We start from the raw sequence: 26715 nt of genomic DNA, 5'->3' as shown, positions 1-26715 counted from the left end.
CCCCCAGCAGGCGTGGATCGTGCGAGCCGCGCGCGAGCTCGGACGCGGCCCCGTCCCCTATCACTCGGCGAAGATCGGCAACGGGCAGATGAGCGTGAGCACGCTTTCCCTCGGCTGGCACTGGTACCCATACGGATACAGCCGCTCCGCGGTCGACGTCAACGGTCGCCGCGTCGCCGACGTGCCCGAGTGGCTTGTGCGTCTCGGCCACCGCGCCATCGAAGAGGTCACGGGCAGCCACGCCGAAGGGGCCGCCCACACGATCGACGCCGCACTGCTCAACTTCTACGACACCAGCGCCCGAATGGGCATGCACATCGACGGCGAAGAATCCTCCGACGCCCCGATAATCTCGCTGTCCATCGGCGATACCTGCACGTTCCGCTTCGGCAACACCGAAACACGCACGAAGCCGTACACCGACGTCGCCCTCGCCTCTGGCGACCTGTTCGTCTTCGGCAGCCAGTCGCGTCGCGCCTACCACGGCGTTCCCAAGATCACCCCGGGAACCGCGCCCGAGGGCTGCGGACTGGGCTCAGGCCGGCTCAACATCACCCTCCGTGTCACGGGCATGGCCGACGACTCTTCCTCGATAGCAAATAGCGCACCATCACACGAACACAGCGAAGGAAGCTCATGACCACCGAACCCGAATCCCCTGCCCTCATCGTCGGCGACGACGGGCTTTCCCGCCCAAGCTGGGCCGAATCCAGCGACCTCATGCGCGAGTACTACGACACCGAATGGGGACTCCCCGTCCGCGACGAGCAGGGCCTCTACGAAAGAATCACGCTCGAAGGCTTCCAATCGGGACTGTCCTGGGCGACGATCCTGCGCAAGCGCCCCGCCTTTCGCGAGGCCTTCCACGACTTCAACCCGGACGTCGTCGCAGAATTCACAGAGACAGATGTAGAGCGGCTCCTGGAAAACGCCGACATCATCCGCAACCGCGCGAAGATCAACGCCGCCATCAGCGGTGCCCGAGCCACACTAGATCTACGCGATGACGGCGGGCTCGTGAAGTTCGTCTGGTCGTTCCAACCCTCGACCACGCCCGCTCCGCGAACCTACGAGGAGATCCCCACCCAGTCCGAAGAGTCGAAGGCGCTCGCCAAGGCGCTGCGCGGGCGCGGCTTCCGTTTCGTCGGACCGACGACGATGTACGCGCTGATGGAGGCGATCGGCATGATCGACACCCATCTCGTCGGCTCCCACCGGCGCGGGTCGTCCGGGGTGTGGCCGGCGGACGCGCTTTAGGCCCGAGCCGCCCCGCTCAGCTCAGAGCCCGAGGACCGTGATGGCGACGGTGAAGTACAGCAGTAGGCCGGTGGCATCGCAGAAAGTCGAGATGAATGGTGTGGAGAACACCGCCGGGTCGACCTTGCACGCCTGCGCCACCAGCGGCACAAGACCGCCGACCGTCGCCGCAATCGGGCAGTTGAGGATGATCGTCAATCCGACGACCGTACCGATCCCCACGCCGTAAACCAGCGATGCCACCGTGAAGGCAAGCGCGCCAAGGGCGATGCCGAGAAGGAACCCGGTGCGGAGCTCCTTGAACGCGACTTTCATGAAATCGCGTTTGCGCACGTTGCCCAGGGACAGCGCTCGGGTGACGGTGGTCGCGGCCTGCGAGCCGGTGTTGCCGCCGATACCGGTGAGGAGGGGGATGAAGAGAGCCAAAGCGACGACCTGGGACAGCGTCTCCTCGAAGATCTCGAGCACCTGCACCGTGAGGACGGCGGAAATGGCCAGCACGAGCAGCCAGACCACGCGCGACTTGGCAACCGTGGCGACCGGCGTCAGCAAGTAGGGCCGGCGCAGCGGCTCGGAGCCGCCGGCACGTGCGGAATCCTCGTCGACCGCGCGCTTATCCAGCGCAGCAGCGTCGCCGATCGGGAACACCCCGACGAGACGCTTCTCGGTATCGACGACGGGGAACAACAAGTCCCCGGAGTCGAGAACGCGGCGAGCGACGGTCTCCGCGTCGTCTGAGGTGTACGCGTAAGGCGGATCCGACTCCATGAGCTCGGCGGCCTCGCGGTCGCCGTCGCTGCGGAGCAGGTCGATGGGGTTGAGTTTACCGACGAGCACCAGCACGTCGGAGACAACCGGGATCTCGGCGAGGGCTTCGAGCGAGGCGTGATGGGAGCGGATGCGGTGGAGCACCTGATCGACTGTCTCATGCTCCTTGGCGTAGACCGCCGGTTCCATCGTGCGGCCCACGGAGTCGCGGGGATAGCCGAGCAGCTTGGTGACCTGGCCATGGTCCTCTGCGGTCATCGCCGCCATGAGCCTCTTCGCCACGCGCGCCGGCAGCTCGTCGAGGAGGCGCGCCTGCTCGTCCGGTTCGAGGCCGGCAAACACCTCGGAAACCTTGGCGTCGCTGAGCTCGGCGACGAGATCGGCCTGGGCTGCGGTATCGAGATCGTCGAAAATCTCGATCGCCTTGGTCTTGTCGAGAAGGCGGAACAAGACGGCTGCGTCGCGGGTCGGGATCTCGTCGAAGGCATCGACGATTTCCCAAGCGGGCATCGTCGCGCAAATCTCCGAAAGCTCGGGCAGCTCGCGGTTCTCGATCAGAAAGTGCAGGTAGTCGGTGTGTACCCCGGTGGCGTCACTCATGGCTTGGTCCCCTGTGCACGCGTGCGACCGCAGCTCTTAGCTGCGGTCTCTTCGAATTCGCCTGACGTGCGCCCCTGGACGCCTATACAAGGGCCGCGGCGGCGCAGAACCGGACCATTGAGGCGCACCGAGATCGACTCATCGGATCCGACATCTCGCGCTCACCTCCTACGATCGTGCCCCACGCGAACCGTGTTCTACCGCCCACCACCGTAGCCGGAGTGTGCGCGCATTTGCATTTTTACCGCTCCCGACCCGGACCCGGCACCGTCGTAGCGTGGGGTTTCGCGATTACCACGCGCGCGACTGGCCAGGCCGGTAATTTGAGAACCTACCCAGACCCCGTCCCCGTTCTCGGATCGCGGCGAAAGGACGACGCACATGGCCCCCACCTCGAGGAGCTGGCGCCGCCGGGCCCGGCGGCCGCTCGCATTTGGTTCGGCGTCGCTTGTCGCCATGGCACTGACTGTGAGCATCGGAAGCGGGCCGGCAGACGCCGTCGATGTGTCGTCGGTGACTGAGTCGCTCCCCTCCTCCGCCGACATGCAGGGCCCCGGAAGCCTCGGATCGCTGGCCCCCGGGTCCAACGGAGATGGAGACGCAGACACGTTGCCTGCACCGACCGTCGTCGCCGAAGAGTTAGTCGTCCCCTGGGACATCGCCTTCGTTAACTCTGATACCGCACTGGTGAGCCAACGCGACTCAGGGCAAGTCATCGAAGTCTCGGGCAACGGATCCAAGCGCGTCGCGGGCATCATCGAGGACGTCCACCCCGAGGGCGAAACCGGGCTCCACGGACTCGCCGTGCACGAGGGTTACCTCTACGCCTACTACGCGACCAGCGAGGACAACCGCGTCGACCGGTTCGACATCACCGGCGAGCCGGGTTCGCTCGGCCTCGGGCACCGCGAGGAGATCGTCTCCGGTCTACCGATCGGCAACATCCACAATGGCGGGCGCATCTCCTTCGGGCCCGACGGCAAGCTGTACCTCGCCGGCGGCGACTTTCAGGAGCTCAGGGACGCCATATTCACCCAGGACCCGTATCACCCGGCAGGGAAAATCCTCCGATATAACCCCGACGGCACGATTCCCGGCGACAATCCCTGGCCGCAATCTCCGGCCTACAGCATGGGCCATCGCAATGTGCAGGGCCTCGCGTGGACAGACGACGGCACGATGTATGCCGCCGAGTTCGGCCAGGACGAGTGGGATGAGCTCAACAAGATCAGCCCGGGCGCGAACTACGGATGGCCGACCGTCGAAGGAAAGGGAGGCCCCGCGGAATTCACCGATCCGGTGCAACAGTGGCGTCCTTCCGAGGCGAGCCCCTCGGGAATGGCGTACGCCGGCGGCAAGCTCTACATAGCCAATCTGCGCGGGGAACGAATCCGCACGGTGGACGTGTCCGACGACTATCGTTCCGAAACCCAGTTCACCGGACAATTCGGCCGGCTCCGCCACGTCGAGGTCGCCCCGGACGGCAGCCTGTGGGTGCTGACGAACAATACCGATGGGCGCGGGGTGACTCGCAATGGCGACGACAAGATCCTGCGCATCAAGCTGCCGACGGGAATCTAGCCCCTGCCCGACGTCATACCTGCAACGCGGGGAACCTGGGCACGACGTGCTCGCCGAGCTCTTCAATAACGTCGCTTGCAGGTCGGCGACCGGCCTTGAGCCCGATGATGACGTGATTGACGCCGATCGAGTGCAGCGATCCGAGTAGCTCTAGGAGCTTGTTCCGGCCGAGACTGAAGCCGAACTTCATAGGCGTGGCGGGTGCGTCCGGGTCGTCGAGGAGATCGACCGGTAGCGACTGGGCGAAGGGTTTGAAAGTGTCCTCGCCGACATTGCGGCGTACGGCCTCGCGCCACTGCGCGACCTTGAATTTCTGTTCCCGAAGGGCACGCGGGTAGGTGAGCCAACCGTGGCCGTTGCGGGCGATCCAGTCGAAATCTTGCTGGCTCGTTCCGGTGATGAGCAACGGGACCTCGGCCGCGAGCGGTTTGGGGACGACGTCGCCGCCCATGAGCGCCCCGCCGCCCCACCGGGTCGGCCGAAACGAGGTGGCGTGGGCGTGCCGCATGACCTCGATCGTCTCGCGAAAGAGCGCGCCCCGGTCCTGAACCTGCTGGCCGAAGGCGGCGAACTCGCGCTGCCTGTCGCCCGAGGCGGCACCCATTATGAATCGTCCGCCGGAGAGCCGGTCGATGCTCGCGGCCTGTTTGGCGAGGATGAGCGGATGGTAGAACGGCGCCACGATGGAGCCGGAACCGAGCGCGATCTCGCTGGTCTGCCCGGCGATGAAGGCGAGGTACGTCCAGGGGTCGAAGATCTGCCCGACGTCACCGAAGTCCGGGTCGCGAAGGAGGATATCGCGCACGTAGAGTCCCGCGAATCCTGCCTGTTCTGCCGCTTGTGCGCGTTCGACCTGATGCTCCATGCGGGGAGTGTCGCCGCGGTAGGACTCGATGGGAAAGAACAGGCCGAGAGTCATCGAACCGGGAGCGAACACGCGCCGCCAGCCGGGAAGCTCGGTGTGGGGTCGGCCGGAGGGTTCGAACGGCGAAGAATACGTCCGTTCCGTTCGGGCATTCTCGGCCCCAGTTTTGTCACTCACCGTTGAGACCTTATCTAGTCGCGCAGCCCGATCGCCCTCAGTACAGCGGGACCCCGCGGCTGTCGTACCCGTACGAACCCGAGCGGAAGAGGATAAGCAGGAATTCGATGAATGCCCATAACCCCACTGCCATCAGTCCGACAAAGCCTATAGCCACCACGACGGTCAACATGCTCACCAGCCACATGACGAGCTGGATTACCCCGCGACCATTGTGCCCCAGATAGAAGTTGTGCACGCCGAGGCTTCCGAGGAAGAAGGCGAGCAACGCCGCGGCGGCATGCGATTTGGGTCGTACCAGGGCAGGATTCATCTGGCCGTATGCGGCGGCGTGCGGCAGTAGTTCGCGCCCCGAGCCGGGCATGTATCCCATTCGGGAGTCGTACGGCGTCGGCACGTGTGCCGGCGCACCGTAACCGGGGTTCGCATAGGGGTTCGCCGCGTATTGGTACGGGTTCGGATCCGCGCCGAATAGCGGGCCTACCGCCGTCGGCGCCTCGGGCTCCGGAGCCATGTACGGGTTCGGCGCCGACGGCGTCCCATCGCGCGCGCCCTCGGCAAACGGGCCCGCGAAATCGGCGTTCCCGAATCGATCGGAACCGTACTCGCCGGTGGGTTCGAAATCGTATGGGCGAGTCATGCCCCTCCTCTTGATGCTCCGCGGATCATTCCCAGATATTTCCGAGCATATGCCCGCAGGCCGACATTGTGCACCGGCCAAACCCTGAGATCTACCCTGATTTTCCCCGAATTTACTTACCTACCATCTGGTAGGTATCGTCTGAATGTGGCACTTTCGAAGTCGGAACTCCTGGAAAGCGCGGTCGAGATTCTCGCCCGCGGCGAGCCGTTGACGCTCGACGCGGTCGCGCGGGCCAGTGGTCTCACCAAGCCCGGCGTCATCCACCACGTCGGCTCCAAAGAGGGGCTCATGGTCGCCGTGGTGGACCACGTCATCGACCGCTGGACCGAAGACCTCGACGCGCGGCTCCCTTCAGATGCCACCGACGTCGATCGCCTTGCCGCCTACGTCGACCACGCGTTGTCGACGGACTTCGACCCTTCCGACCTCGCCCCCCTCGCCGACATCAGGCTGCGCGAGACCCTTCGGGATCGGTGGACCGAGAAGCTGTCGTCCTGGCTCGTGGCCTCTACCCAGGGGCCACTCCGGGCGCGACGAACCGCTGCGCGTCTCCTCGCCGACGGCGCGTGGTTCAACTCGGCGGCCGGCATCGAGATCATGAGCGAGGACGAGCGCGCCGAAGTGCGAAGAATCGCGCAACAACTCATCTTCGGAGGTGAGATCCAATGAGCACCCAGACCCAATCCCCAACACAGACTCGCGTTCCGCGCAGCGCGTGGGCATTCCTCGCGGCGGCAATCGCCTCGGAGGTCACGGGTTCGCTCTCACTCAAAGGTGCGCTCGACCGCCCCGCGCTTTACGTCCTCGTCGCCGCCGGCTTCGTCTTCGCTTGCGTCTTCCTCGCCCAGGTACTCCGGCGCGGCCTCCCTATCGGCGTCGCCTACGGAATTTGGGGCGCCGCCGGCGTCGCGGCGACGGCCATCCTTTCGACCTTGATCTATGGTGAGCCCTTCTCCGCGCTCATGGGCATCGGCATCATTCTCGTCATCGCCGGGGTCGTCCTCATCGAACTCGGCGGCAACGATTCGGCTGCCGACGAATCCACCCCGGCGGCTGCAGAACGGGGGAACGCATGAACTTCATGGCCTGGGCCTTCCTCCTTCTCGCCATCGCTTTCGAGGTAGCCGGGACGTTGTCACTGCGCATGCTCGCCGTTCACGGCAAGCGCTGGCTGGTACCGATCATCGCCGGCTACGCCGTTGCCTTCACGAGCCTGTCGATGTCCCTGTCCCACGGCATGCCGCTCGGCGTCGCCTACGGGACGTGGGTTGCCGTCGGCGTCGCACTCGTCGCCATCCTCGGGCGCCTGCTCTTCAAGGACCCTTTCACGAAACGCATGGCAGCCGGCGTCGTCCTGGTCATGGCCGGAGTGCTCCTCATCGAAATCGGAGCGACTTACTAACCGGCGACTCCCGACCATTGCGCACGCCCACCGTGGGCCCTATACTTAGCCTTGTGGCTAAGCATTCCGACGAGCTGGATACAGTGCTGATCGCGCTGGCCGACCCCACCCGGCGATCAATCATCAGGCTCCTGGGCGCCGGCCCCGCAACAGTCGGCACCCTCGCCGAGCCTTTCGACATCACGCTCCCGTCGTTCATGAAGCACATCCGTTCGCTCGAGCGCGCCGGCGTCATCCACACCTCGAAGTCCGGCCGGGTACGCACCTGCGAACTCGACCGCGCCCGACTTTCCATCGTCGACGACTGGCTCGCCGACGAACGCGCACTGTGGAACGCGCGCACCGACCGCCTCGAGCAAATGGTCACCAACCCAGAGGAGCCATCATGAGCTCGCACCAATTCGACCCGCAACGCGATCTCCGAATCCAACGCGTCATGCACGCACCGAAGGAGCGCGTGTGGAGAGCGTGGACCGATCCGGAGCTACTACAAAAGTGGTGGGTCCCGGCGCCCACGGTCGCGCGCATCGAGCGCTTCGATCCCACGGCGGGTGGCGCGTTCGTCACACAAATGAGCGACGACGGCGAAAACTTCGTTCCCCACACCGACGGCATCTTCCTGCTCGTCGAGCACGAGAGCCGCATCGCGTTCACCAATGCCATCTCGAGTTCCTGGCACCCCGCGCTCCCCGCTCCTATGGGCATGACGGCGGAGATCACACTCTCCAGCCGCCCTGAGGGCACCGACTATCTAGCGATCGTGCGCCATGCCGATCCGCAAGCCCGTGCCAAGCACGAGGAGCTCGGGTTCTACGAAGGCTGGGGAGCTGTCACCGAGGCGCTGGCAAACCTCTCCGAGTCCCTCTAACTCGGGGCAGCCTTGCCCAACTTCCAGTACCCCGAGAACGTCACGTTCGCCTTGGGGACGCCGCACTCCCCCACGAGGTAGCGGCGTGCCCCCGTGGCGAGCCCGGACTCGCCGACGGCGAATGCATAGAGGTCGCTGCTGATCCCCTCTTCTTTCAACGCCGGTAGAGCGGCGACCCCCGGATCCTCGCCCGCTTCCCGCACGACCCACCGGACGTTCACGCCGTCGGGAGCGTTGACGAACTGCTGGTCGCTCTCGTCAAAAGTCTCGATAATGGCAGTTCCGCGAGCATCGCGCGGCATATCGCGCAAGATACCGAGAGCCGCGGGCATGCCGCTCTCGTCGGCGACGATCAGACACCGTTCGGCGTCGACGGGGTCCCACCCGCACCCCTGGTCGATGAAAGCCACCTCCGCCCCCGGCTCTACCGACGCCGCCCAAGGCCCGGCAACACCATCGGTGCCATGCACCACGAAGTCGACGTCCATCTCTGCGGGATGCTCGCGGAATTGCCTGATCGTGTAGTTCCGGATCACCGGCCGCGCACCCTTTGGCAGCGTGAGGTACTTGAGGTATCCGCCGATGCCGAACTTCGTCGGCATCTTGTGGAGCCCGGCGTCGCCCCTGACCGGAATTGCGAGGCGGAACCACTGGTCGAACCCCTTGTATTCGAAACGCTCGAGGTCCTTGCCGCCGAAGGTCACCCGAACGATGTGCGGCGATACCTGCTCGCGGTGTCGAACGATGACTCGGACGAGACCGGAGTCGGAGTGTGTGACGCTGATGTTGGGCATTCCCAACCGCCTTCCCTGGGTGAGGTTGCCGCGTTGACTTAGGTGAGCCTATCTTGTCACGTGGAACCTCGTATGTGACGTCGGGCTCTCCGCGCGCCCCCGCGCCGCGCCTATCCCGTGTGCCGGAGGTAGGACAGCACCATGCCGACGGGAATGCTCACGGCCAGAATCAGAAGCAGCGCGCGATATGCCAGCAGCCGCAGCGCGTCACCGGAGGTATTGCGGGCGCTCCGTGTATCCAGTGAGGCGATAACCAGAGCGGCGACCAACACGGCTGAAGACACGAACACGACGAGGCTCGTCTCGGCCAGGGTTCCGGCGATAACGCCTGCACTGCCGATATTCCACGCGGCACACTGCGCCCAGCCCGCCGCCGCGCGGCTCGTCCCCCAATGTCGACGCGCCCAGCTCATCATCACTTGCGCGGCCCCGACGACGAGGACCAAGAATGCGGCCATCCAGCTACCACGGTAGACATCCAACGGATCCGTCACCGCGGCCACGAGCCCGCCGGCAAAAATCCCCGCCCAGCCGAGTGCCCACATCGCTACCGCCGGAAGGCGATTCGGACGCATCGCGCCCACGTGCTCACGCTCCGCCTCTCCTGCCACTTTCCTGCCCCCTCTATTTCCACATCGTCGCCGGTGGGCCCCACTAAGTGAACCTATATCGCCGATGCACGCGAGCCTCATGCGCGGTGCATCATGGCAAGCGCGACGTGCCAATCAATCCCGTATCGATCAAGCTCGATGAGAAAGAGTCGAACTGGTAAACCGCCCTCAACACCATTCTAGAAACACGAGACATAGGCGAGCGCCACGACGTAGTCGAACCCCACTGGCGGCTCTGCCGGTCTCGATACGGCGGAGCTATTAGACGGAAGATCCCCACCCTTAGGCCGCCGTGCTCTGGCATTGGCTCGCCGATGGGCCAACTTGTGCCCAAGAACGAAGTAGAGGCCGTCCCCGCCTTGGCGGAAACGGCCTCTACCCGAAGTTTCAATTGTGGAGCTAAGGGGAATCGAACCCCTGACCTTCTCGATGCGAACGAGACGCGCTACCAACTGCGCTATAGCCCCTAGCCGGAGAACGGGTTTCCCGCCCTCTCAAGCAGCGTCCATCATAGTAACACCACTGCCCGAGCGGACCGGAAATCGCCCTCCCCGGATGCTTTAAACCGCGCGGCGGCTCGCGGCCCGCGGCTCGCGCTCGCTGCGCTGAGAGCGGACCCGCTCGCGGCCGACGAGCTCGCGCTCCTGCGCTACCGCTGCCCGCGAGGACTCGAGGTGATCGAAGATCGGATCCTCATCGTCGACCTCGAGGACGACCGAGCCGGGGCGCCGCAGCCGCTGCGGGACCACGGACAGCTCGACGTCATGCCGCGATTCGACGCCAAGGCGCGCGCGCCGCAGCCGCTCGATGCGGCGAGCCCGCAGGCGCTGCTCCATGCGCACCTGCTTGCGAAGGAACCACAGATAGGTGCCCAGAAGCACGGCGCCGATGGCGGTGACGGCCCACAGGTGCGGGGTCACGATGAGCGAGAGAACCGCGAACAGGATCACGAAAGCGAGCAAACCGAGGGTCGTGCGCTGACGGCGGACGGCGCGTCCCGCAGCGGCTTCCCGATCGGCGCGCGGGTCGTACACGCCACGGCCGCGGCGCTTCTCGACGAAGTCGTAGTCGGCGTCGTCGAGCTCGGGCTCGGCCGGGCGGTCCGCTTCGCGAGCAGCGGCGCGCGCGGCGGAAGCCGCCTCGTGGCGCTCGCGAAGCGTCTGCGGTCGCTCGCTCTTGGCCGAGGCGATTTCGGTGTCCTTGTCGAACACCTCGCCGTCGATGACGAACGTCTCGGATTCGGCCTGCGGCTCCGCGGGCACTGTCTCGGCGGATCGTGCCGTCGCCTTCTCCGATGCCGGTGCTTCGACGTCGTCGTCGAACGCTGCGGCACCGTCGGAGCTGAACGTCGCCGTCACTTCCACGCGGGAGCGTTCGGCGGCGGAGACCTCGTTCGGGCCGACCGTCACGCGGTCGGCGGTGATCTCGGCCTCGGACTCGGGAACAGATGCTGGTTCGTTCCCCTCGGCGCGCGCGAGCGAGGCGATGTCTTCGCGCGAGCTCGGCTCGGCGTCGGCGGGCGACGTCCCTGCCGACACGACCCGCTCGGGCACAGGCGCCGCCTCGCGCGTGTCGATGGCGCGGCGCAGACGGAGCGCGCGGTTGTCGGCGACGTGGCGAGCGTGGTCTTCCTCGATGCGTGCGAGCCACGAGTCCGCCTCGACGAGCTCGGCGTCGGTAGAGCCCTCGCCCGACGGCATGCCGAACAGCTCGGTGTCCAGGACCTCGTCCTCCGCGGCCACGGCCACGCGGCCGCGGCGGGGCTGGAGCTTCCGCCCGCCGCCGGCGTGCAGCGTGCGAGTCTGGGCGAGACCGTCGCCGGCGCGGCGGATGGGCTTGCGTGCGCGGATCGCCATCGGCGCAAGCACGAACAGCCACACCGCGACCAGCACGACGATGAGGAGCGAGCTCGACATGTAAAGCCTTCCCTAGTGGGTTCTTGCTTTGTGCATCCGATCCGGATGCGACGTTGACCCAACGCTAGAAGCTCTTCGCCCGCTATCTATGCAGGCACGCCGCACCCGCGAGAGGAAAGTCACCCTTATTTTTTCCTGGGTTCACCGCGGGCGGTTTGCGCGCCCATAGCGCAGGGATTTACCGCCGATGAACTCGGGGCGAAGAAAACAATTCTTACTTCGCGTAGGCGGCGCGTCCGCTGATCACCAGATCCTTGACCACGGGCATGACCCGCTCCGAATCGAGCGCCGCGAAGAGGAGATGGTCCCGGCGGGCGCCACCGATTCGCAGATAGTTACGCAGCCGCCCCTCCTCCAGGAACCCGGCGCGCCGCAGCACCGCGAGGGAGGCGAGATTATCGGGCTTTACCGTGGCCTCGAGGCGCTGCACGCGCACCGAATCGAAGGCGATGTCCACGGCGAGTGCCACTGCCGCCGATCCGATCCCGGACCCGGTGTATTCGTGCCCGATCCAGTAGCCGAGCCACGCCGACTGGTTCGCTCCGCGCACGATCCCGCCGATCGTCGCCTCACCGGCAAAGCGTCCGTCGACGTCGATCACCATGGGAAGGGCGGTGCCGGCCTTGCGCGCTTCGCGTTGCGCGCGCACGATCCGCTTCCAGCGCCTCGGCTGGTAAGCGGTGTCCCACTGCTCGGTGATCTGCGGTTCCCACGGCTCAAGGTGCGCACGTCCCGCGCGACGCAGGCGCGCCCATTCGGCAGCGTCCTTCTTCGACGGTTCGCGAAGATGGACCCGCGCTCCCCCGACGTTCAGGAGCGCGCTCGGCAGCGGCATGGCCTTGGTCATGACGGCGGACGACGAATTTCCCAGGACTCCCCCACTCATCGGGTCTCTCGCCCCGGATAGCCTGCGTTCGGCATCCACCGGGCGCCGCCTTCCCTACCCACGCTGAGCCAGGAACATGACTTCGACCTCTTCGCCGGCCCGCACGTGCACGGTCTCCTCCGGGATCGACACGAGGCAGTTGGCCTCGGCCAGCGCCGCGAGGAGGTGCGTGGACGCGCCGTCGGCGCCGCCGAAGGCGCGCACGAGGTATTGGCCGGTTTCGTCGTCGCGCATGAGCTGGCCACGTAGGTACCCGTGCCGACCCTCTACGGAGGTAATGGGTGCGATCGTGCGGGCGAGCACCGTGCGGCGCGCCGATTGGCGTTTGCCGAGCGAGATGCGCACCAGTGGCCGGACCATGACCTCGAAAACCACGAGCGCACTGGCCGCGTTGGTGGGCAGAAGGAAGGTGGGGACCTCGTCGCGGCCGAGGCGGCCGAAGCCCTGCACCGATCCGGGGTGCATCGCCGCGCGGTAGAGATCGAGGGTGCCGAATTCGCGGATCACCTGGCGGGCGCGGGAGGTGGCCTCGCCTCCGACGGCCCCGGAGATCACCACGATTTCCGAGCGCATGAGCTGCTCGGCGAGCACCTCGCGGAAGCGGGACGGCTCGGTGGAGACGATGCCGACGCGGTGCACGTCGGCGCCGGCGTCCTGGGCGGCCGCGGCCAGCGCGTAGCTGGTCACGTCGTACACCTGGCCCGGGGCGGTCTCGCGGTCGATGTCGACGAGCTCGTCGCCGATGGAGATGATCGCCACGCGCGGCTTCGGGTGTACGAGGACGCGTGAGCGCCCCACCGAGGCGAGCAGGCCGACCTGCGCTGAGCCGATCACGGCGCCCTGGCGCACGGCGACATCGCCGGGCTGGACGTCGTCGCCGACGCGCCGCACGAACTGTCCGGAGAGCACGCGGCGCCGCACGTCGATCTCGAGGGCGCGGTCGCCCTGGCGTTCGGTGGCCCAGTTGAGCGGCAGCACCGCGTCCGCGATGGTCGGCAGCGGCGCGCCCGTGTCGACGCGCACGCACTGCAGTGCGCTCATCCCGCCGGCCGCGGCGGATCCGGCCATCGTCTGCCCGACGACCGAGAGCGCGCGAAGCCCGGATCCGCCGGCGGGCTGCCGATTCGAGGCAACGTCGCCGGTCGCGGCGTCCTCGCCCTCGACGTCGCCGGCCGACTCCTCGTCCGAAGGATCGTCGCCATCGGCTCCGGGCTCTTGGGGATCATCGGCTCCTCCGTCATCGGCGATATGGTCCTGCCGCACGGCCGCGGGTTGCGTCGGCACGAGGTCGACAGAACGGACGGCGTAACCGTCGATCGCGGCCTGGTCGAAGGATGGCAATGCGCGCTCGGCCACCACTTCCTCGGCGCACAGCAGGCCGAGGGCATCGAAGATTCCCACGCGCACGGGGCGCGGGCTCATGGCGGCGGCGGTTACCTCCGCTAGCTGGTCAGCGACCGAACGCATGTGTCGTCCTCGTCTTCGTCCTGATGATCGGTGTCGGTGGCCGGATCGGTCCGGCCGGGGCGCGGGCGGGAGTGGCCTAGGAGTCCAGGCGGGAGCCGAGCCACGTGCGCAGTTCGGCTCCGTAGGCATCCGACTGCAGCGCGAAATCGACGCACGCCTTGATGTATCCGCCCGGGTTACCAAGGTCGTGGCGGGTGCCGTCGTGCACGACAACATGCACCGGGTGGCCGTCCTCGATGAGCTTCGCGATCGCGTCGGTGACCTGGTATTCGCCTCCGGCGCCCGGCTCGATGGCGCGCAGCGCGTCGAAGATCGCGCGGTCGAGCAGGTAGCGCCCCGCAGCCGCGAGGTTCGAGGGCGCGTCCTCTCGGGCGGGCTTTTCCACCATGCCCGTCACGCGCTTGACGGACGGGTTGTCGGTGTCCTCGGTCGCGAAGACACCGTAAGAGGAGACCTCCTCGCCGGGGACCTCGAACGCGCACAGCACGGTCCCGCCGAACTCGGCGCGCACCTCGGACATCCGCTCGAGCACGCCCATCGGGAGCACGAGGTCGTCGGGCAGCAGTACCGCAACGGCCTGCTCCTCGGGGTCGAGGATCTGCTCGACCTGCCCGATCGCGTGGCCGAGGCCGAGGGGCCGCTCCTGGCGCACGGATTCGACCTCGATCAGCCCGGGCGCGCGCTGGACCTTGTGCAGCAGCACGTCCTTGCCGCGCCGCTCCAGGGTACCCTCAAGTGTCGGATCTTCGGAGAAGTGGGCCATCACGCCGACCTTGCGCTCGGAGGTGATGATCGCCAGACGATGCGCTCCCGCTGCCGCCGCTTCCTCGGCAATGAGCTCGATCCCCGGGGTGTCGACGACGGGAAGTAGCTCCTTCGGCACCGTTTTCGTCGCAGGCAGGAAACGCGTGCCGAGGCCGGCCGCTGGCACCACTGCCGTTGCGAACTGGGCGTTTCCGGATGGAAGATCCGTTGAAGTCATGGCGCCAGCATAACTATTTGCCGTGCGCCGCCCATTCAGGCGCGCGGATTTTTCCCGCCACTTGCCCACCGCCGCCGCGCGCTGGCTTAGGCTCGGGGCGTGAATGGTTCGCCAGGCCGGGCAGATTCCGCCCTCGTCGCCGCCAAGAAGTCCGTCCGCGCCGCGGTCGCAGAGCGTCGTTCGGGGATGACGTCGACGCTCCGCTCCGCCAATGACGCCGCCATTCGCCGGCGCCTCATCGAATTCGTCGGCGCCCTCCGTCAGCCTGCGACGATCTGTGCCTACGTCCCCGCCTTCGGCGAGGCGGGCGGCACCGACCTGCCGGCGACGCTCGCCGACGCCGGAGCCCGTGTACTGCTTCCGGTCACGGGAGAGTCCGGCCCGCTGGACTGGGCGGAATTTCGCTCGCTGTCCGACCTGCGCCCCGGGCGCTTCGGGATCGGCGAGCCCTCGGGGCCGCGGCTCGGCACGGATGCCATCGCGGAAGCCGACGTCGTCGTGGTGCCGGCCGTCGCGGTGAGCACGACCGGCCTGCGCCTCGGCCGGGGCGGGGGTTTCTACGACCAGACGCTCCCCGCCGCGCGCCCCGATGCATTGTTGGTGTGCGTTCTCGACGCCGCCGACGTTCTCGACAGCGTCCCCGTCGAACCCCACGATCGTTCCGTCGACGCCGTGATCACCGAGGAAGGCGTACGCCGATTTCCCGCCGGCGGCCGAGGGGAATAAAATCGGCAACGGTTCGTTTCTCGTCGGAGCGTAGGGTTCTCCGCGGGCTCACGCACACACGGGATTTCAGGAAAGCAGGGGTTGACCTCACCATGCCGATGTATTCGTACAAGTGCCGCGACTGCGAGACGGCGTTCGACATCCGTCAGGAGTTCAGCGACGCCTCGCTCACGGAATGCCCGAATTGCGGCGGCTCCCTGCGCAAGCTGTTCAATTCCGTCGGCATCACATTCAAGGGTTCGGGCTTCTACCGCAACGACAGCCGCGCCGCTTCGAACTCGAATTCCGGTTCCTCGTCGGGATCCACCTCTGACGCCGGAGGTTCTTCATCCTCTTCGTCGTCCGAGTCCTCGTCCTCGTCGTCCAAGGAGTCGAAGGGCTCGAACTCGTCCGGCAGCTCCGGTTCCGCCGGCGCTTCGTCGTCGAAATCCACGACGAACTCGAGCTCGGGTTCCTAACAATTCCTCCTCCGCCGGCGCTCAGTGCGCCGGCGATCCACAGACCTTCGGTTATCCACAGCGGTTGATTTCGCTGCCGTTCTGCGGCCCTTTTCCGCAGGGGATGCTGCATACAGTCGCAGGCGAGCGCGCCCTCCGCGTTCGGCCCAGCTTCCCTACCGAAGGTGTCTTCCGTGCCCACTTCCGGATCCGTCCGCACGCCCGGCTCCGGCCGGGGCAATTTCGAACGTTCCTCAACTCCGCGCCCCGGCGCACTCTCCGCTTCTCCCGTCGGCTCCCTCGATTCGTGGCGCTCACGGCGCCGTCTGCGCTCCATCGGTGCGGTCCTGCTTGTTCTCCTCGCGGCCGCACTATTCGTCCGCGACCGGCTGGACACGGCGACGGTGCTCGTCGCCGCCGCAGATCTCGGCGAGGGCCACCCCCTTGTCCCCGCCGATGTGCGCGAGGTCGAGGCTCCGGGCTCGTTGGTCCCTGCGTCGGCGCTGTTGTCGTGGACTGAAATCGAGGAGCGGGTACTCGCGTCCGCGATGGGTGAGGGCGAAATTCTCACCGCCTCTCGCCTCGACGTTCCCGAAGAACGAGGTTCCGACGAGGTGCGCACCGTGTCGATCCCCGTCCCCGACAAGGGCACGCTCGCGATGCTGCATCCGGGGGCAGTCGTCGATATTTTTTCGTCCACGCCCGGCCCGGGAGGAGAAGCGAATCAGGCCATTGCCACTGGGGCGAAAGTGAAGGAAGTTCCGCGTGATTCTCGTGGTGAATCTGCTGGTACGGTCGCCATTCAGGTGCCCACCGGTGACGCCCCGGCTGTCGCCGCAGCTGCCGTCGAGAGCCCTGTAATCCTCGTTCTGGTGGAATAGAACACTTAGAGAAACCTTGTTTAAGTAGGCAATTTTCCTAGCCGGTCAAGGCCAGATATTGATAATGTCCCGAGCGATAGGTTAATTCGGTGCAAAGCGCCCAGCTTCCGGGCTGCTTCGCTTCTATGGAGGAGAGTCATGCTCAAGGGCTTCAAAGAATTCATCATGCAGGGCAATGTCATCGACCTTGCCGTTGCAGTCGTTATCGGCGGTGCGTTCACCGCTATCGTTACCGCTTTCACCGAGGGCATCGTCAATCCGTTGGTCGCACTTCTCGGCGGCAATAGCGAGGTCGGATTCGGCTACCAGATCCTCGACAACAACCCGGAGACCACGCTCCAGTTCGGCTCGGTCATCACCGCAGCCATCAACTTCCTGCTCATCGCGGCCGTGGTGTACTTCATCCTCGTCGCTCCGATGAACAAGATGAAGGAGCGCATGGCCAAGGACGACGGCGTCGAAGCTCCGGCCACCGACAACGAGCTGCTCACCGAGATCCGCGACCTGCTCGCAGGCCGTCCGCTGGCGCACCCGAAGGACCCGGCCGCTCCGCAGAACCTGGAGTAGTCCGGCACCTCACGGCGAAGCGGGCTTTCCCGCCCAGCCCACCTACAGGACAACGCCCTTCTCATCCACCGTGATGAGGAGGGCGTTGTTCGTCGTAGTGACGTGAACTGAATCCATCGCCGCCGGAACTCCCCTGCCCCGGGTACATGCTGCGGAAGACTCTGTCGAGACGGGCCTTCTTACGCGCCCGCTCCCGGGCGGACTCGCCGTCGTCTCCGTGGTTTTCTCCGCCTGGCACGGAACCGTCGGCTGCCCCATTGCCGGACATAGTCAGCGCCTTCTAATTGCGGGAAAAGTCCATGTCGGTCTCGTCGAAGTCCGCGCTGTCTCCGAGTTCGGCCAACTCATCGTCGTCGAATTCGTCGAAGGCGGCCGACAGCTCGTTGACCACGAAGGCGACGAGCGGGGCGAGGGTCGACATGCCATCGCGAACGGCGGCGCGCGAGGAGGCGATATTGACGATCACCGTGCTGCCGGAGATCCCGGCGACGCCGCGCGAGGTCACCGCGTCCATCACCGAGGCGCCGATCGCCGAGAAACGAATCGCCTGTTCTATGCCGAGCAGCCGTTTGTCGAGGATTTCCTCAGTCGCCTCCGGTGTGACATCTCGGAGCCCCGCGCCCGTACCGCCGAGGGTGATCACGGCATCGACGCCACCCACGACGGCCGTCTCCAGCGCGTGACGAATCTCATCGACATCGCTACGAACGCCGACAACCGCGTCGACAATGAATCCGTCTTCGGCGAGAAGTTCTGAAACCAAGGCACCGATCGTGTCGGGATGAGCATCGACCTCATCGTCGATAACCACAACGAGTGCCCTTCCGGCATGTGCCTTGTCCTCATTCATGGCCGTCACGTTATCACTCCGGTCCGACCAATCGGCAGGCTCGGGCAACATTCTCAGCCGCCTCCCCCGCTGCCCTCGTCTTGTGGTCGGATCGCCTCAACCTATATTCTGGGTCCTCTTAGAAACCTTAGCTAAGGCTGACCTATACTCGTGGATGGCAATTCCCCGTTTACCCACAGCCGCTCTCACCGAGGAGAACCACAGTGAATCCCACTTTCGGCAGGCGCAAGAAAATCCTTGCTTCATTCGGCATCGCGGTCGCCGCCGCCGCCGGGCTCACTGCATGTTCGCGCGGCGAGGGTGAGGCGGAATCGGGTGCCGAAACTGCGGACACCGCCTCCTCTGTGGCAGCGCTCGGATTCGGCGACGCCGACACCCTCCTCTCCCTGGGCATCCAGCCCACCGTGGTCGCACCGTTCGGCACCACCGGCGATACGAGCGAGAAGGGCGTCGGCCCATGGGCCGAAGATCTCTTCACCGGCGACGCCCCGGTAATCATCGAGAATCTCGGTCAGGGGCTCACCGCCGACGCGGTGGAAAAGGTGTCTTCGGCGTCGCCGACCCAGATCGTCGCCGTCAATCAGGCCGTCGACGAGCAGGCCAAGAAGGACCTCGAGGCGATCGCGCCTCTCACGACCCATTCGGACGAGTACGACGACTACGAGGTCCCTTGGGACGTGCAGGTCCGCGATATCGCCGGCGCCGTCGACAAGCAGGCCGAGGGTGACAAACTCATCGAAGAGGCGAAGCAGGCCTTCGCCGACTACCGCGAGGCGCATCCCGAGCTCAAGGGCAAGAAGGCTGCTGTCGCCCTCCCATACAGTGGTCGGCTCGGCATCATGACCGAAGAGGACGGCCGCGGTGTCTTCCTCACCGAGATGGGTTACGAGATCCCGGATGAGCTGCAGAAGGCCGAGGAGGGCGCGTTCTTCATGGACCTGTCCCCGGAGAACTACAGCATGCTCGACCAACTCGATGAGCTGTTCATCCTCGAGTACGGAGGACAGGAGAACGAGGTCCGCGAGAACGATGCGTTCCAGAACCTCGACATCGTCAAGGAAGACCGCGTCAAGTACATCGGCCAGGATCTCGGCAATGCGATGAGTATGCCGAATCCGGTCACCATCCCGTGGACGCTCGACAACTTCGTCGAATAACGAGAGTGAGCGCGACGTCTCTCGCAACGCGGCCCGCCCCACGGTGGGCCGCGTTCGTCGGCATCACGGCCGCGGTCCTCGTGGTCATCCTCATCGCCTCGCTGCTCTTCGGAGCGAGGTCGATCCCGTTCGGTGAACTGTGGACCATCCTGTCCTCGGGGCCGAACGGCGGATCATCCGACGAGCACACGATCGTGTGGGGACTCCGGTTCCCGCGAACCATCCTCGCCGCGGCCGCCGGCGCCAGCCTGGCGGTCGCCGGGGCGTTCGCGCAGTCGTGGACGCGTAACCCGCTCGCAGACCCCGGCATCATCGGCATCACCGCCGGAGCGTCGTTCGTCGTTGCGCTGTTTTTCTCCTTTGGCCTCGTCGGCGGAATCTGGGAGTCGCTCGCGGCGCTCATCGGTGCCGCCGCCACCGCGGCCATCGTCATTGCCTCGACGCAAAGGACCCACGACTCGCTGACCCTCATCCTCGTCGGTGTCGGGATGACCACCGCGCTCACGGCCGCGACGACGCTCGTCGCGCTGCAGTCCTCGCGCGTCTACGACGGCATGCGCCAATGGGTCGTCGGCTCGACGGTCGGCAAGGACGGCGGCGACATCGCCATCGTGCTCACCGGCCTCGTCCTAGGCCTTCTCCTCGCGGCCGCCACGGCGCGGCCCATGGACATCCTCGCGTTGGGAGACGACGTCGCCTCGGGCCTCGGCAGCTCCCCCGGCACAACCCGCGCTCTCGCCGGCGTGGTCGTCGTCGTTTTCGCGGGCATGGCCACAGCCGCCGTCGGCCCGATTGTCTTCGTCGGCTTCGCCGCACCACACATCGTCCGCCCCTTCACCGGGCCCACACTGACCCGGATGCTCATACCCGTCGCTTTCGTCGGCGCGGCGGTCACGGTCGCCGGGGACATCCTCGGGCGCCTGCTCATGCGTCCCGGCGAATTGGAGGTATCGATCGTCCTGGCCTTCGTCGGTGCTCCGTTCCTCATCCTCGCCGTCGCGAAGGGAATGGCACGATGACGACGGACGTCGACGCCCGCCCGGTCCGCACGGCGCGCCACAGTGGCGGCCACCCCGTCGCCACGACGGCGGTCTTCCTCGTCATCGCCGCGACGTGTTATCTCCTACTGCTCGGCATCGGACCGACGAAGCTCAGCCCCTTCGAGGTCATCAATGTGCTCACAGGCGGCGGAACAAGGCGGGCGATCAACGTCGTCTGGGATCTGCGTCTGCCCGTCGCGGTGGCTACGGTCATCGTCGGGGCGGCGCTCGGACTGGCCGGTTCGTGGACCATCACGATGACCCGTAACCCGTTGGCCTCCCCCGATTTTCTCGGCGTCTCGGGCGGCGCCTCGGTGATGGTCGTCGCGGGCACCTCGTTCATCGGCCCGGCACTCTCCCTCGGCCTCACGGGTTTCTGGCCGCGAGCCGGCCTCGCGATGATCGGCTCGTTGGTCATCCTGGGAATCCTCATACTTCTGGGCGGCTTCGGCGGCTCCAGACGCATTGTGCTCATCGGTTTCTCGCTGGCGCTGATGTGCCAGTCCGCAGTGTCGTACATGCTGCTCAAAGCCGAGATCAACTCGTCTTCCCAGTCCCAACTATGGCTGGCCGGTTCCACCGAAATGGTGCGAGGCGATGCCATCGTCCCACTCATCGCCGGAATTGTCCCCATCGTTCTACTCGCCTCGATCGCCGGGCATCAGGTCAAGTACCTCGCGCACGACGACGACACGGCGCTCACCCTCGGAATCGACATCGGTAAGGTACGCGCGCTGCTCCTGGTGTGCGCCACCGGGCTGGTCGCCGTCACCGTCTCGGTGGTTGGCCCGATCACGTTCGTTGCTCTCGTCGCCCCGCACCTGGCCCGGCTAGTGGCGCGCACACCGACACCACCCCAATGGGCCTCGGCGGCGGCGGGAGCCGCGATCCTGTCGGCGTGCGCTGTCGCCACCTCGTTCCTTCCCATCACGGTGCCGGTCGGTTTGATGACGAGTATTTTCGGCGGCGTCTGCCTCGTCCTCCTCACCCTCGTTTCCCTCCGCAAGACCTCGGCCTAGAAAGAGCAATGATCATGAGTTCGAATTCGGATGCGGCACAGGGCCTACGCCCTCAGTCTCCCGCCGACTCAGGCGCGACCGTCACCGTAACCAACCTGCGCTCGGGATACGCGGCGGGGCCGGACGTATTCGCGGGGGTCAATCTCACGGCGAGGCCCGGCGAGGTCACGACGCTCCTCGGGCCCAACGGTTGCGGCAAGTCCACCCTGCTGCGCAGTATCTCGCGGCTGCTGGAGCCGCGAGAGGGCGAGGTCAAAGTGGACGGTAGTAGCGTTTACGGCCTGCGCCCGAAGGAGTCCGCCCAGCTCATCGCACTCCAGCCGCAGACACCCATAGCGCCGGACGGGCTCACTGTCGGCGAACTCGTCGCCCGTGGCCGCTATCCGCACAGGGCACGGTGGCGCGGTGAATCCGCGCATGACCGAGAAGTCATCGACGCAGCGGTGAAGGATGCGGAGCTGACCGAGTTCGTCGATCGCGATGTCGCCTCGCTGTCCGGAGGGCAGCGCCAGCGCGCCTGGTTCGCGATGGCACTGGCGCAGGAGACGCCTGTGCTGCTTCTCGACGAGCCCACGACCTACCTCGATCCTGCGCATGCGATCGACATGCTCAACCTCGTTAAGAAGGTTGCGCGCGACGGTCGCACCGTGGTCATGGTGCTTCACGATTTGATGCTCGCGGGGATGTTCTCCGACCGCATGGTGATGATGCGTGACGGCGTCGTCATATGTGATGGAAACCCGGCCGAGGTGTTGACCCCGGCAAACCTGGAGTCGGTGTACGGCCTCGACGCGGAGATCATCGACGATGCGCAGGGCGGCTACCCGATCATCGTGCCGCGCGGTTCGGCCAACGGTCGCGTGGCCTCCGAGGGCTGCTGATCGCCTAGCCGGCCGCGGCCTTGCCGAGCTTCCAGTAACCCATGAAGGACACCGCGCGCTTGTCCACGCCGAGCTCCTTCACCAGATGTCGCCTCAGACGTGTGACAGCGCCGGCCTCGCCCGCCAGCCAGGCGTAGTGCCCGCCTGCGTCGACGTCATCCGCGGTGTCCCACAGCGTTTCGTCGGCGTCTGCGGTCTCCACGGCCTGAGTCGCCGCCTGCCGGTCACCGAGAAATTCGGGCTTCCCGGCGAGGAAATCACGGACCTGCCGCTCCATCGCCTCACCGGGGTTCTCCCCTGCCGAGCGCGCCAGCCGGTGCACAGTCCACGACGGATCGGCCTCGAAATCATCGAGGTCTGCGGTGTCCGGCGCCTCGACGACGATGCACACGTCTGCCCCGTCGGGGATCGTCCCCGATTCCGCGATCGCGGCGACCGCGGGCAGCGCGGTCTCGTCCCCTGCGATGAGAATCGTCGACGCGCCGCCCGGCTTCCATTCGATGCCGCCGCGCGAGCGCTTCGATCGCTCGTCGGGTCCGATTATCGTGACCGGGTCGCCCACGCTCAAAGAGTTGAGCCACCGCGCCGATGGACTCGTTGTCCCGTGAAGTACGAAGTCGATCTGCAGCCATTCGCCGTCCGGATCGATTCGGCGGACGGTGTAGGTCCGCCACGTCGGCGGCGTTTCCATGGCCCGGGAGTCGCGGTAGAGGTTGATCATGCCCGAGTCGTCGGGAAAATCCTCGGGCCCGAGGTCGGGCATCGGTAGGTGTTCGCCCGCCCCTTCGTCGTACGGCGGGAACAGAACCTTGATGCGCTGGTCGAGCCCGGCACGGCCGAAATGCTGCAGGCAGTCACCGACCACCTGTACGCGCACCATCGAGGGACGCGAAGTGTCGATGGCGTCGACAGTGGTGTGGAACAGCCGGTAGGAAGGCCTGTCTTGAGGTTCGCTCACCTTGGGATCCTCTCGCCGAGAAGAAGAGGGAGGAAACTCCCCTTTCACTCAGCCCAACCTACCTGTTATAAGCCTTACCTATCCACCTGGTCTATTCGCCTTCGCCGAGAGTGACCTCGACCGTCTGTTCCTCACCCTGACCGCGTGTGGAATAGGTGAGAGTCACCTTGTCGCCGGGGCTGTGAGAGCGCACTGCGGCGACCAGGGCGTCGCCGGATTCGATGTTGCGGTCGTCGACCTTGGTGACGACGGCGTCCTCGGGAAGCCCGGCCTCCTGCGCTGGCCCGCCCCGCTCGACACCGGCGATCTGTGCGCCGAGAACCTGGGATTCGTTGAGCACGCTCGCGCCCAGCACGGCGCGGGTTGCGTAGCCCTGCTCGATGAGCTGTGTGGCGATGCGCTGCGCCTGCTCGACGGGGATTGCGAAACCCAGGCCGATCGATCCGGCCTCCTGCCCGCTACCGAGCGAGGCGATCGCGGAGTTCATCCCGACGAGGTTGCCGCCCATGTCGACGAGGGCGCCGCCGGAGTTGCCCGGGTTGATCGCGGCGTCGGTCTGGACCGCGTCGATGACGGTGGACTGCCCGGATTCGGCGCCGCCGGCCATGACCGGGCGGTTGAGAGAGGAGACGATACCGGTGGTCACAGTCCCCGACAGGCCCAGGGGCGAGCCGATGGCGACGACGTTCTGCCCGACCTTCAGATCGCTGGAGGAGCCCAGGGCGATGGGCTGGAGGTCGTTGCGGTCCTTGACCTCGATCACCGCGACGTCGGAGGCGGCGTCCGCGCCGACGACCGTCGCGTCGGCAACGGAACCGTCGTTGAAGGACACCTGGATCTTTCCGCCTTGCCCGGCGACCGCGACGACGTGGTTATTGGTGAGGATCTTGCCGTCCTCGGACAAGATCACGCCCGAGCCTTCCCCGCCACCGGAGCGGCCTACGGCCGTGATCGACACGACCGACGGGAGGACCTTCTCGGCCACGGATTCGACGGTGCCGTCGGTGGGCTCCGAGGCGGGCACGCTCGCGGCGCCACCTGATGCGCCGAGGATCGTGTTGCCCGAATTCGAGGAGCCGCCGTAGTTTGCGCCGACCACTCCGCCGACTCCGCCGGCGAGGACCACCGCGGCGACGATCCCCAGCGCGGTGAGGGCACGGGGCGAGCGCTTCTTCTCCGCAGGTCCCGCAGCGCCTTGGTAGGGAGGAACTCCGCCGTCATGGGCGAATCCACCAAAGTACTGGGGCTGGGTGCCGCCGGGTTGGTTCGGTGCGCCCGGCTGGCCGAATGGGTGGCCTTGCGGGCCCTGTTGTCCGGGTTGGCCGGGCTGGCCGGGCTGCTGACCGAATTGCGGGTTCCCGGCGGTCGGCTGCTGCGCGAAGGGCGGGCGGCCTATGCCCTGCGGGCCCTGGGGCTGTCCCTGTGACTGCTGCGGGATCGGCGCAGTGTGGCCGTCCCCATTCCACTGCGGCTGCGGGTTCTGATCCGCGCCTGTCTGCTCGCCGTTACCGGCTCCGTAATTGTCGTTTCGTTCCATGATGTCGATTCTTTCGCTTCATGCTGTGCGGTGTCTGTGAGCCATGTGGGACCTACGTGGGAAACGTGCGCAGCCGCAGTCAGCGACCGTTAGAGGGCGGCGTCTTGCCGCTTTTCCCACGTCCGGACCCACGCTTTACCGGGGCCGCCTTGGCATCGGCCCGTGCCGATTCTCCCGTGGCTGCTTCCGAGTAATTGGGCTCCTCGGGGGACGTCGGTGTTCCCGGCAACTCCATATGAAGCAGCGCTCCCCCGCCGGGCGCCTCGCGCGCCTCGATGGTGCCACCGTGCTTGACGACGACCTGCCGGACGATCGCGAGGCCGAGACCGGAGCCGGGCATCGTGCGCGATTCTGTGGCCCGGTAGAAACGCTCGAATACCAGCTCGCGATCGGACTCGGGAATTCCCGGGCCCTGGTCGGCGACATCGAGCGTGAGGAGGTTGTGCGACGCGGACATCCGCACTGTCACCGTGCCGCCGGACGGCGACCACTTGGCGGCGTTGTCGCACAGGTTGAGCAGCGCGCGCTCCCACGCGGAGTCGTCGCCATAGAGAAACCAGTCCACCTTCTGCACGTCGAACTCCACGTTCTGACGGCGGCGCCGCACACGCTCCATGGACGCGCCGAGCGTGTCGGCGAGGTTGACCAGCTCGATGGTTTCCGCGCCGGCATCCTGGCGAGCGAGGTCGACGAGGTCACCGACAAGCGTCGAGAGTTCCTCGATCTGCGCGACGACGTCCCTCTCGAGGTCCCTGCGGTCCTCTTCGGGGATGTCCGGGGCATCGGGCCGGTTCGCCGCTATGAGGAGTTCCGCGTTCGTCCGCAGCGAGGTGAGCGGCGTCTTGAGCTCGTGGCCTGCATCGGCGACGAGGCGCGATTGGCGTTCGCGGCTCTCCTGCAGCGCGATGAGCATCTGGTTGAATGCGTAGGTCAACCGGGCGAGTTCGTCGTCACCGGCGACCGGGATCGGCCGCAGGTCGTCGGTGCGGGCGACGCGCTCGACGGCGCGCGTGAGTCTGCCGACCGGCGCGAGACCGGTCCGTCCGACCGCGGTGCCCGCTGCGGCGGCGAGAATAATGCCGAGCGCGCCGACGATCGACAGCACGATGGCGAGCCTGTTGAGCACCTCCCGCGTGGGGCCGAGGTCCTGCGCGAGGATGAGCGTCGAGCCGTCGCGGTTGGCCACCGCGATGATCTGTTTGCCCTCCGCGGTGCGCATCGACGAGGACACCTCGCGGTCATAGACCTTGTGCTCGGCCTCCCCGATCTGGAACGGCAGCCTGTAGGGATCGTCCCGGTACGGGCCGTAGGTGAGGCCGTCGCGTGTGATGACGATCGGCTCGAGATCAGGGTTGAAGGTCGTGAGCGCGGCGATCCACGTGCGGGGCTGGGTGTTCGCGGTATCCGCGGCGCCGAGCTGCAGCATGGTGACGGCCTGGCGCTCGAGCCGTTTGCTCGCGTTGTCTACAAGCGCGTTGGTGACGACGAAGTACGCGGCGACCGTCATGAGCGCCACGGCCACGCCGACCGTGGTCGCGGCGAGCAGCGCGACGCGACGGCGAAGCGACATCGGCGCCGACTTCGCGCGCAGCTTCGCCGCCTGGGGCATCGTCGCGGACTCCGAGACTCCGGGCTCGGGGAGAACGGGAACTCCGCCGTCATAAACGGGGTGTTGACCCATACCCGGCTCCTGCCGGGAGGCATCTGCGGGATCGCCGCGCGTACCGTCCGGCTGCGATGTTCCAGAGGGCTGCGTTGATCCGGTCGGCTCGATCCGCCGGGGTTCGGGCGCGCCGGGACCGCCGGTCGCCGACTTCTTGCGGCTCCGGCGGCCTGGAAGGCCAA

General features: G+C 66.5%; 29 protein-coding genes and 1 tRNA gene. 16 read left to right on the top strand and 14 right to left on the bottom strand.

Features of this window, described 5'->3' with window-relative positions:
- The first annotated feature begins 16 nt into the window (after positions 1-16).
- Entirely contained in the window at positions 17-640 is a 624-nt protein-coding gene (locus K8V11_RS07725; RefSeq protein WP_303912327.1) for an alpha-ketoglutarate-dependent dioxygenase AlkB, read from the top strand.
- Positions 637-1257, top strand: a complete 621-nt coding sequence (locus K8V11_RS07720) for a DNA-3-methyladenine glycosylase I (RefSeq protein WP_303912321.1) — start codon at positions 637-639, stop codon at positions 1255-1257. The genes K8V11_RS07725 and K8V11_RS07720 overlap by 4 nt, the downstream gene beginning before the upstream one ends.
- A gap of 21 nt (positions 1258-1278) precedes the next feature.
- Here the strand turns inward: K8V11_RS07720 and mgtE are convergent, their stop codons facing one another.
- The gene (mgtE, locus tag K8V11_RS07715; RefSeq protein ID WP_303912318.1) at positions 1279-2625 is read right to left on the bottom strand and encodes a magnesium transporter; all 1347 of its coding nucleotides are present in this window, start codon (positions 2623-2625) and stop codon (positions 1279-1281) included.
- 468 nt (positions 2626-3093) lie between these two features.
- Between mgtE and K8V11_RS07710 the strand changes: the two genes are divergently transcribed.
- Positions 3094-4206 (top strand): sorbosone dehydrogenase family protein, encoded by a 1113-nt coding sequence (locus tag K8V11_RS07710; RefSeq protein WP_303912315.1) that lies wholly within the window; start codon positions 3094-3096, stop codon positions 4204-4206.
- A 13-nt stretch (positions 4207-4219) separates the two neighbouring features.
- Here the strand turns inward: K8V11_RS07710 and K8V11_RS07705 are convergent, their stop codons facing one another.
- Positions 4220-5248 carry an LLM class oxidoreductase gene (locus K8V11_RS07705; protein WP_303912312.1) on the bottom strand — a complete coding sequence of 343 codons (1029 nt, stop codon included), beginning with the start codon at positions 5246-5248 and terminating at the stop codon, positions 4220-4222.
- A 37-nt stretch (positions 5249-5285) separates the two neighbouring features.
- Entirely contained in the window at positions 5286-5888 is a 603-nt protein-coding gene (locus tag K8V11_RS07700) for a TM2 domain-containing protein (protein ID WP_303912309.1), read from the bottom strand.
- A gap of 147 nt (positions 5889-6035) precedes the next feature.
- Here K8V11_RS07700 and K8V11_RS07695 point away from each other — a divergent pair, with 147 nt between their 5' ends.
- Genes K8V11_RS07695 through K8V11_RS07675 form a run of 5 tightly spaced genes read left to right on the top strand, consistent with a single transcriptional unit; the run spans position 6036 to position 8161 of the window.
- Positions 6036-6560, top strand: a complete 525-nt coding sequence (locus K8V11_RS07695; protein WP_303912307.1) for a TetR/AcrR family transcriptional regulator — start codon at positions 6036-6038, stop codon at positions 6558-6560.
- Positions 6557-6967: a multidrug efflux SMR transporter gene (locus tag K8V11_RS07690; RefSeq protein ID WP_303912304.1), complete on the top strand. Its 411-nt coding sequence runs from the start codon at positions 6557-6559 to the stop codon at positions 6965-6967. Before K8V11_RS07695 ends, K8V11_RS07690 begins: the two co-directional genes overlap by 4 nt.
- A complete protein-coding gene (locus K8V11_RS07685; protein ID WP_369693052.1) occupies positions 6964-7293 on the top strand; it encodes a multidrug efflux SMR transporter in 330 nt (109 codons plus the stop codon). The genes K8V11_RS07690 and K8V11_RS07685 overlap by 4 nt, the downstream gene beginning before the upstream one ends.
- Positions 7294-7346: 53 nt before the next feature.
- Positions 7347-7682, top strand: coding sequence for a helix-turn-helix transcriptional regulator (locus K8V11_RS07680; RefSeq protein ID WP_303912301.1), 336 nt, complete (start codon positions 7347-7349; stop codon positions 7680-7682).
- Positions 7679-8161, top strand: coding sequence for an SRPBCC domain-containing protein (locus K8V11_RS07675; protein WP_303912297.1), 483 nt, complete (start codon positions 7679-7681; stop codon positions 8159-8161). Before K8V11_RS07680 ends, K8V11_RS07675 begins: the two co-directional genes overlap by 4 nt.
- On the opposite strand, the gene K8V11_RS07670 is transcribed toward K8V11_RS07675, so the two are convergent.
- From K8V11_RS07670 to K8V11_RS07640, 7 genes are all read right to left on the bottom strand, one after another.
- Positions 8158-8955: a siderophore-interacting protein gene (locus tag K8V11_RS07670; RefSeq protein ID WP_303912295.1), complete on the bottom strand. Its 798-nt coding sequence runs from the start codon at positions 8953-8955 to the stop codon at positions 8158-8160. The two genes, K8V11_RS07675 and K8V11_RS07670, sit on opposite strands and share 4 nt — an antisense overlap.
- A gap of 110 nt (positions 8956-9065) precedes the next feature.
- Entirely contained in the window at positions 9066-9566 is a 501-nt protein-coding gene (locus K8V11_RS07665; protein WP_303912292.1) for a hypothetical protein, read from the bottom strand.
- 394 nt (positions 9567-9960) lie between these two features.
- Positions 9961-10033: transfer RNA gene (locus K8V11_RS07660), tRNA-Ala, on the bottom strand.
- A gap of 93 nt (positions 10034-10126) precedes the next feature.
- Complete coding sequence (glpR, locus tag K8V11_RS07655) at positions 10127-11482, bottom strand: gephyrin-like molybdotransferase receptor GlpR (RefSeq protein ID WP_303912288.1); 1356 nt, start codon at positions 11480-11482, stop codon at positions 10127-10129.
- A 214-nt stretch (positions 11483-11696) separates the two neighbouring features.
- Positions 11697-12329 carry a GNAT family N-acetyltransferase gene (locus K8V11_RS07650; RefSeq protein ID WP_303912285.1) on the bottom strand — a complete coding sequence of 211 codons (633 nt, stop codon included), beginning with the start codon at positions 12327-12329 and terminating at the stop codon, positions 11697-11699.
- 93 nt (positions 12330-12422) lie between these two features.
- Positions 12423-13835, bottom strand: coding sequence for a gephyrin-like molybdotransferase Glp (gene glp / locus K8V11_RS07645; RefSeq protein ID WP_303912282.1), 1413 nt, complete (start codon positions 13833-13835; stop codon positions 12423-12425).
- A 76-nt stretch (positions 13836-13911) separates the two neighbouring features.
- Complete coding sequence (locus tag K8V11_RS07640; RefSeq protein WP_303912281.1) at positions 13912-14817, bottom strand: UTP--glucose-1-phosphate uridylyltransferase; 906 nt, start codon at positions 14815-14817, stop codon at positions 13912-13914.
- 99 nt (positions 14818-14916) lie between these two features.
- On the opposite strand from K8V11_RS07640, the gene K8V11_RS07635 reads away from it, so the two are divergent.
- The 4 genes from K8V11_RS07635 (at position 14917) to mscL (ending at position 17428) form a co-directional block, all read left to right on the top strand.
- A complete protein-coding gene (locus tag K8V11_RS07635) occupies positions 14917-15543 on the top strand; it encodes a 5-formyltetrahydrofolate cyclo-ligase (RefSeq protein ID WP_303912278.1) in 627 nt (208 codons plus the stop codon).
- 92 nt (positions 15544-15635) lie between these two features.
- A complete protein-coding gene (locus K8V11_RS07630; RefSeq protein WP_303912275.1) occupies positions 15636-16001 on the top strand; it encodes an FmdB family zinc ribbon protein in 366 nt (121 codons plus the stop codon).
- A 173-nt stretch (positions 16002-16174) separates the two neighbouring features.
- Positions 16175-16861 (top strand): SAF domain-containing protein, encoded by a 687-nt coding sequence (locus tag K8V11_RS07625; protein ID WP_303912272.1) that lies wholly within the window; start codon positions 16175-16177, stop codon positions 16859-16861.
- A gap of 138 nt (positions 16862-16999) precedes the next feature.
- The gene (gene mscL / locus K8V11_RS07620) at positions 17000-17428 is read left to right on the top strand and encodes a large conductance mechanosensitive channel protein MscL (RefSeq protein ID WP_303912269.1); all 429 of its coding nucleotides are present in this window, start codon (positions 17000-17002) and stop codon (positions 17426-17428) included.
- Positions 17429-17708: 280 nt separating this feature from the next.
- On the opposite strand, the gene K8V11_RS07615 is transcribed toward mscL, so the two are convergent.
- Entirely contained in the window at positions 17709-18278 is a 570-nt protein-coding gene (locus K8V11_RS07615) for a molybdenum cofactor biosynthesis protein B (RefSeq protein WP_303912266.1), read from the bottom strand.
- A 203-nt stretch (positions 18279-18481) separates the two neighbouring features.
- Here K8V11_RS07615 and K8V11_RS07610 point away from each other — a divergent pair, with 203 nt between their 5' ends.
- From K8V11_RS07610 to K8V11_RS07595, 4 genes are read left to right on the top strand one after another with little or no spacing between them, the layout of a single operon-like run.
- Positions 18482-19435, top strand: a complete 954-nt coding sequence (locus tag K8V11_RS07610; RefSeq protein WP_303912264.1) for an ABC transporter substrate-binding protein — start codon at positions 18482-18484, stop codon at positions 19433-19435.
- Between the two features lie 5 nt (positions 19436-19440).
- A complete protein-coding gene (locus tag K8V11_RS07605; RefSeq protein WP_303912261.1) occupies positions 19441-20454 on the top strand; it encodes an iron ABC transporter permease in 1014 nt (337 codons plus the stop codon).
- Positions 20451-21494 (top strand): iron chelate uptake ABC transporter family permease subunit, encoded by a 1044-nt coding sequence (locus K8V11_RS07600; RefSeq protein ID WP_303912258.1) that lies wholly within the window; start codon positions 20451-20453, stop codon positions 21492-21494. The genes K8V11_RS07605 and K8V11_RS07600 overlap by 4 nt, the downstream gene beginning before the upstream one ends.
- A gap of 14 nt (positions 21495-21508) precedes the next feature.
- Entirely contained in the window at positions 21509-22375 is an 867-nt protein-coding gene (locus K8V11_RS07595; RefSeq protein ID WP_303912255.1) for an ABC transporter ATP-binding protein, read from the top strand.
- Between the two features lie 4 nt (positions 22376-22379).
- Here K8V11_RS07595 and K8V11_RS07590 read toward each other — a convergent pair whose 3' ends face one another.
- From K8V11_RS07590 to K8V11_RS07580, 3 genes are all read right to left on the bottom strand, one after another.
- Positions 22380-23333: a siderophore-interacting protein gene (locus K8V11_RS07590; RefSeq protein WP_303912252.1), complete on the bottom strand. Its 954-nt coding sequence runs from the start codon at positions 23331-23333 to the stop codon at positions 22380-22382.
- 91 nt (positions 23334-23424) lie between these two features.
- Positions 23425-24870, bottom strand: a complete 1446-nt coding sequence (locus K8V11_RS07585; protein WP_303912249.1) for a S1C family serine protease — start codon at positions 24868-24870, stop codon at positions 23425-23427.
- A gap of 79 nt (positions 24871-24949) precedes the next feature.
- Positions 24950-26551, bottom strand: coding sequence for a HAMP domain-containing sensor histidine kinase (locus tag K8V11_RS07580; RefSeq protein ID WP_303912246.1), 1602 nt, complete (start codon positions 26549-26551; stop codon positions 24950-24952).
- Positions 26552-26715 lie beyond the last annotated feature (164 nt).

The organism is Dietzia timorensis, from assembly GCF_020742175.1.
GTDB lineage: Bacteria > Actinomycetota > Actinomycetes > Mycobacteriales > Mycobacteriaceae > Dietzia > Dietzia timorensis_A.
This window is presented reverse-complemented; position numbering and strand designations above follow the sequence as displayed.

Coding starts and splice junctions, on each gene's coding strand:
- K8V11_RS07600 (WP_303912258.1), top strand. CDS start 20,451: ATGACGACGGACGTCGACGCCCGCCCGGTCCGCACGGCGCGCCACAGT.
- K8V11_RS07670 (WP_303912295.1), bottom strand. CDS start 8,955: ATGCCCAACATCAGCGTCACACACTCCGACTCCGGTCTCGTCCGAGTC.
- K8V11_RS07595 (WP_303912255.1), top strand. CDS start 21,509: ATGAGTTCGAATTCGGATGCGGCACAGGGCCTACGCCCTCAGTCTCCC.
- K8V11_RS07615 (WP_303912266.1), bottom strand. CDS start 18,278: ATGAATGAGGACAAGGCACATGCCGGAAGGGCACTCGTTGTGGTTATC.
- K8V11_RS07630 (WP_303912275.1), top strand. CDS start 15,636: ATGCCGATGTATTCGTACAAGTGCCGCGACTGCGAGACGGCGTTCGAC.
- glpR (WP_303912288.1), bottom strand. CDS start 11,482: ATGTCGAGCTCGCTCCTCATCGTCGTGCTGGTCGCGGTGTGGCTGTTC.
- K8V11_RS07690 (WP_303912304.1), top strand. CDS start 6,557: ATGAGCACCCAGACCCAATCCCCAACACAGACTCGCGTTCCGCGCAGC.
- glp (WP_303912282.1), bottom strand. CDS start 13,835: ATGCGTTCGGTCGCTGACCAGCTAGCGGAGGTAACCGCCGCCGCCATG.
- K8V11_RS07685 (WP_369693052.1), top strand. CDS start 6,964: ATGAACTTCATGGCCTGGGCCTTCCTCCTTCTCGCCATCGCTTTCGAG.
- K8V11_RS07720 (WP_303912321.1), top strand. CDS start 637: ATGACCACCGAACCCGAATCCCCTGCCCTCATCGTCGGCGACGACGGG.
- mscL (WP_303912269.1), top strand. CDS start 17,000: ATGCTCAAGGGCTTCAAAGAATTCATCATGCAGGGCAATGTCATCGAC.
- K8V11_RS07640 (WP_303912281.1), bottom strand. CDS start 14,817: ATGACTTCAACGGATCTTCCATCCGGAAACGCCCAGTTCGCAACGGCA.
- K8V11_RS07650 (WP_303912285.1), bottom strand. CDS start 12,329: ATGACCAAGGCCATGCCGCTGCCGAGCGCGCTCCTGAACGTCGGGGGA.
- K8V11_RS07675 (WP_303912297.1), top strand. CDS start 7,679: ATGAGCTCGCACCAATTCGACCCGCAACGCGATCTCCGAATCCAACGC.
- K8V11_RS07700 (WP_303912309.1), bottom strand. CDS start 5,888: ATGACTCGCCCATACGATTTCGAACCCACCGGCGAGTACGGTTCCGAT.
- mgtE (WP_303912318.1), bottom strand. CDS start 2,625: ATGAGTGACGCCACCGGGGTACACACCGACTACCTGCACTTTCTGATC.
- K8V11_RS07580 (WP_303912246.1), bottom strand. CDS start 26,551: ATGGGTCAACACCCCGTTTATGACGGCGGAGTTCCCGTTCTCCCCGAG.
- K8V11_RS07585 (WP_303912249.1), bottom strand. CDS start 24,870: ATGGAACGAAACGACAATTACGGAGCCGGTAACGGCGAGCAGACAGGC.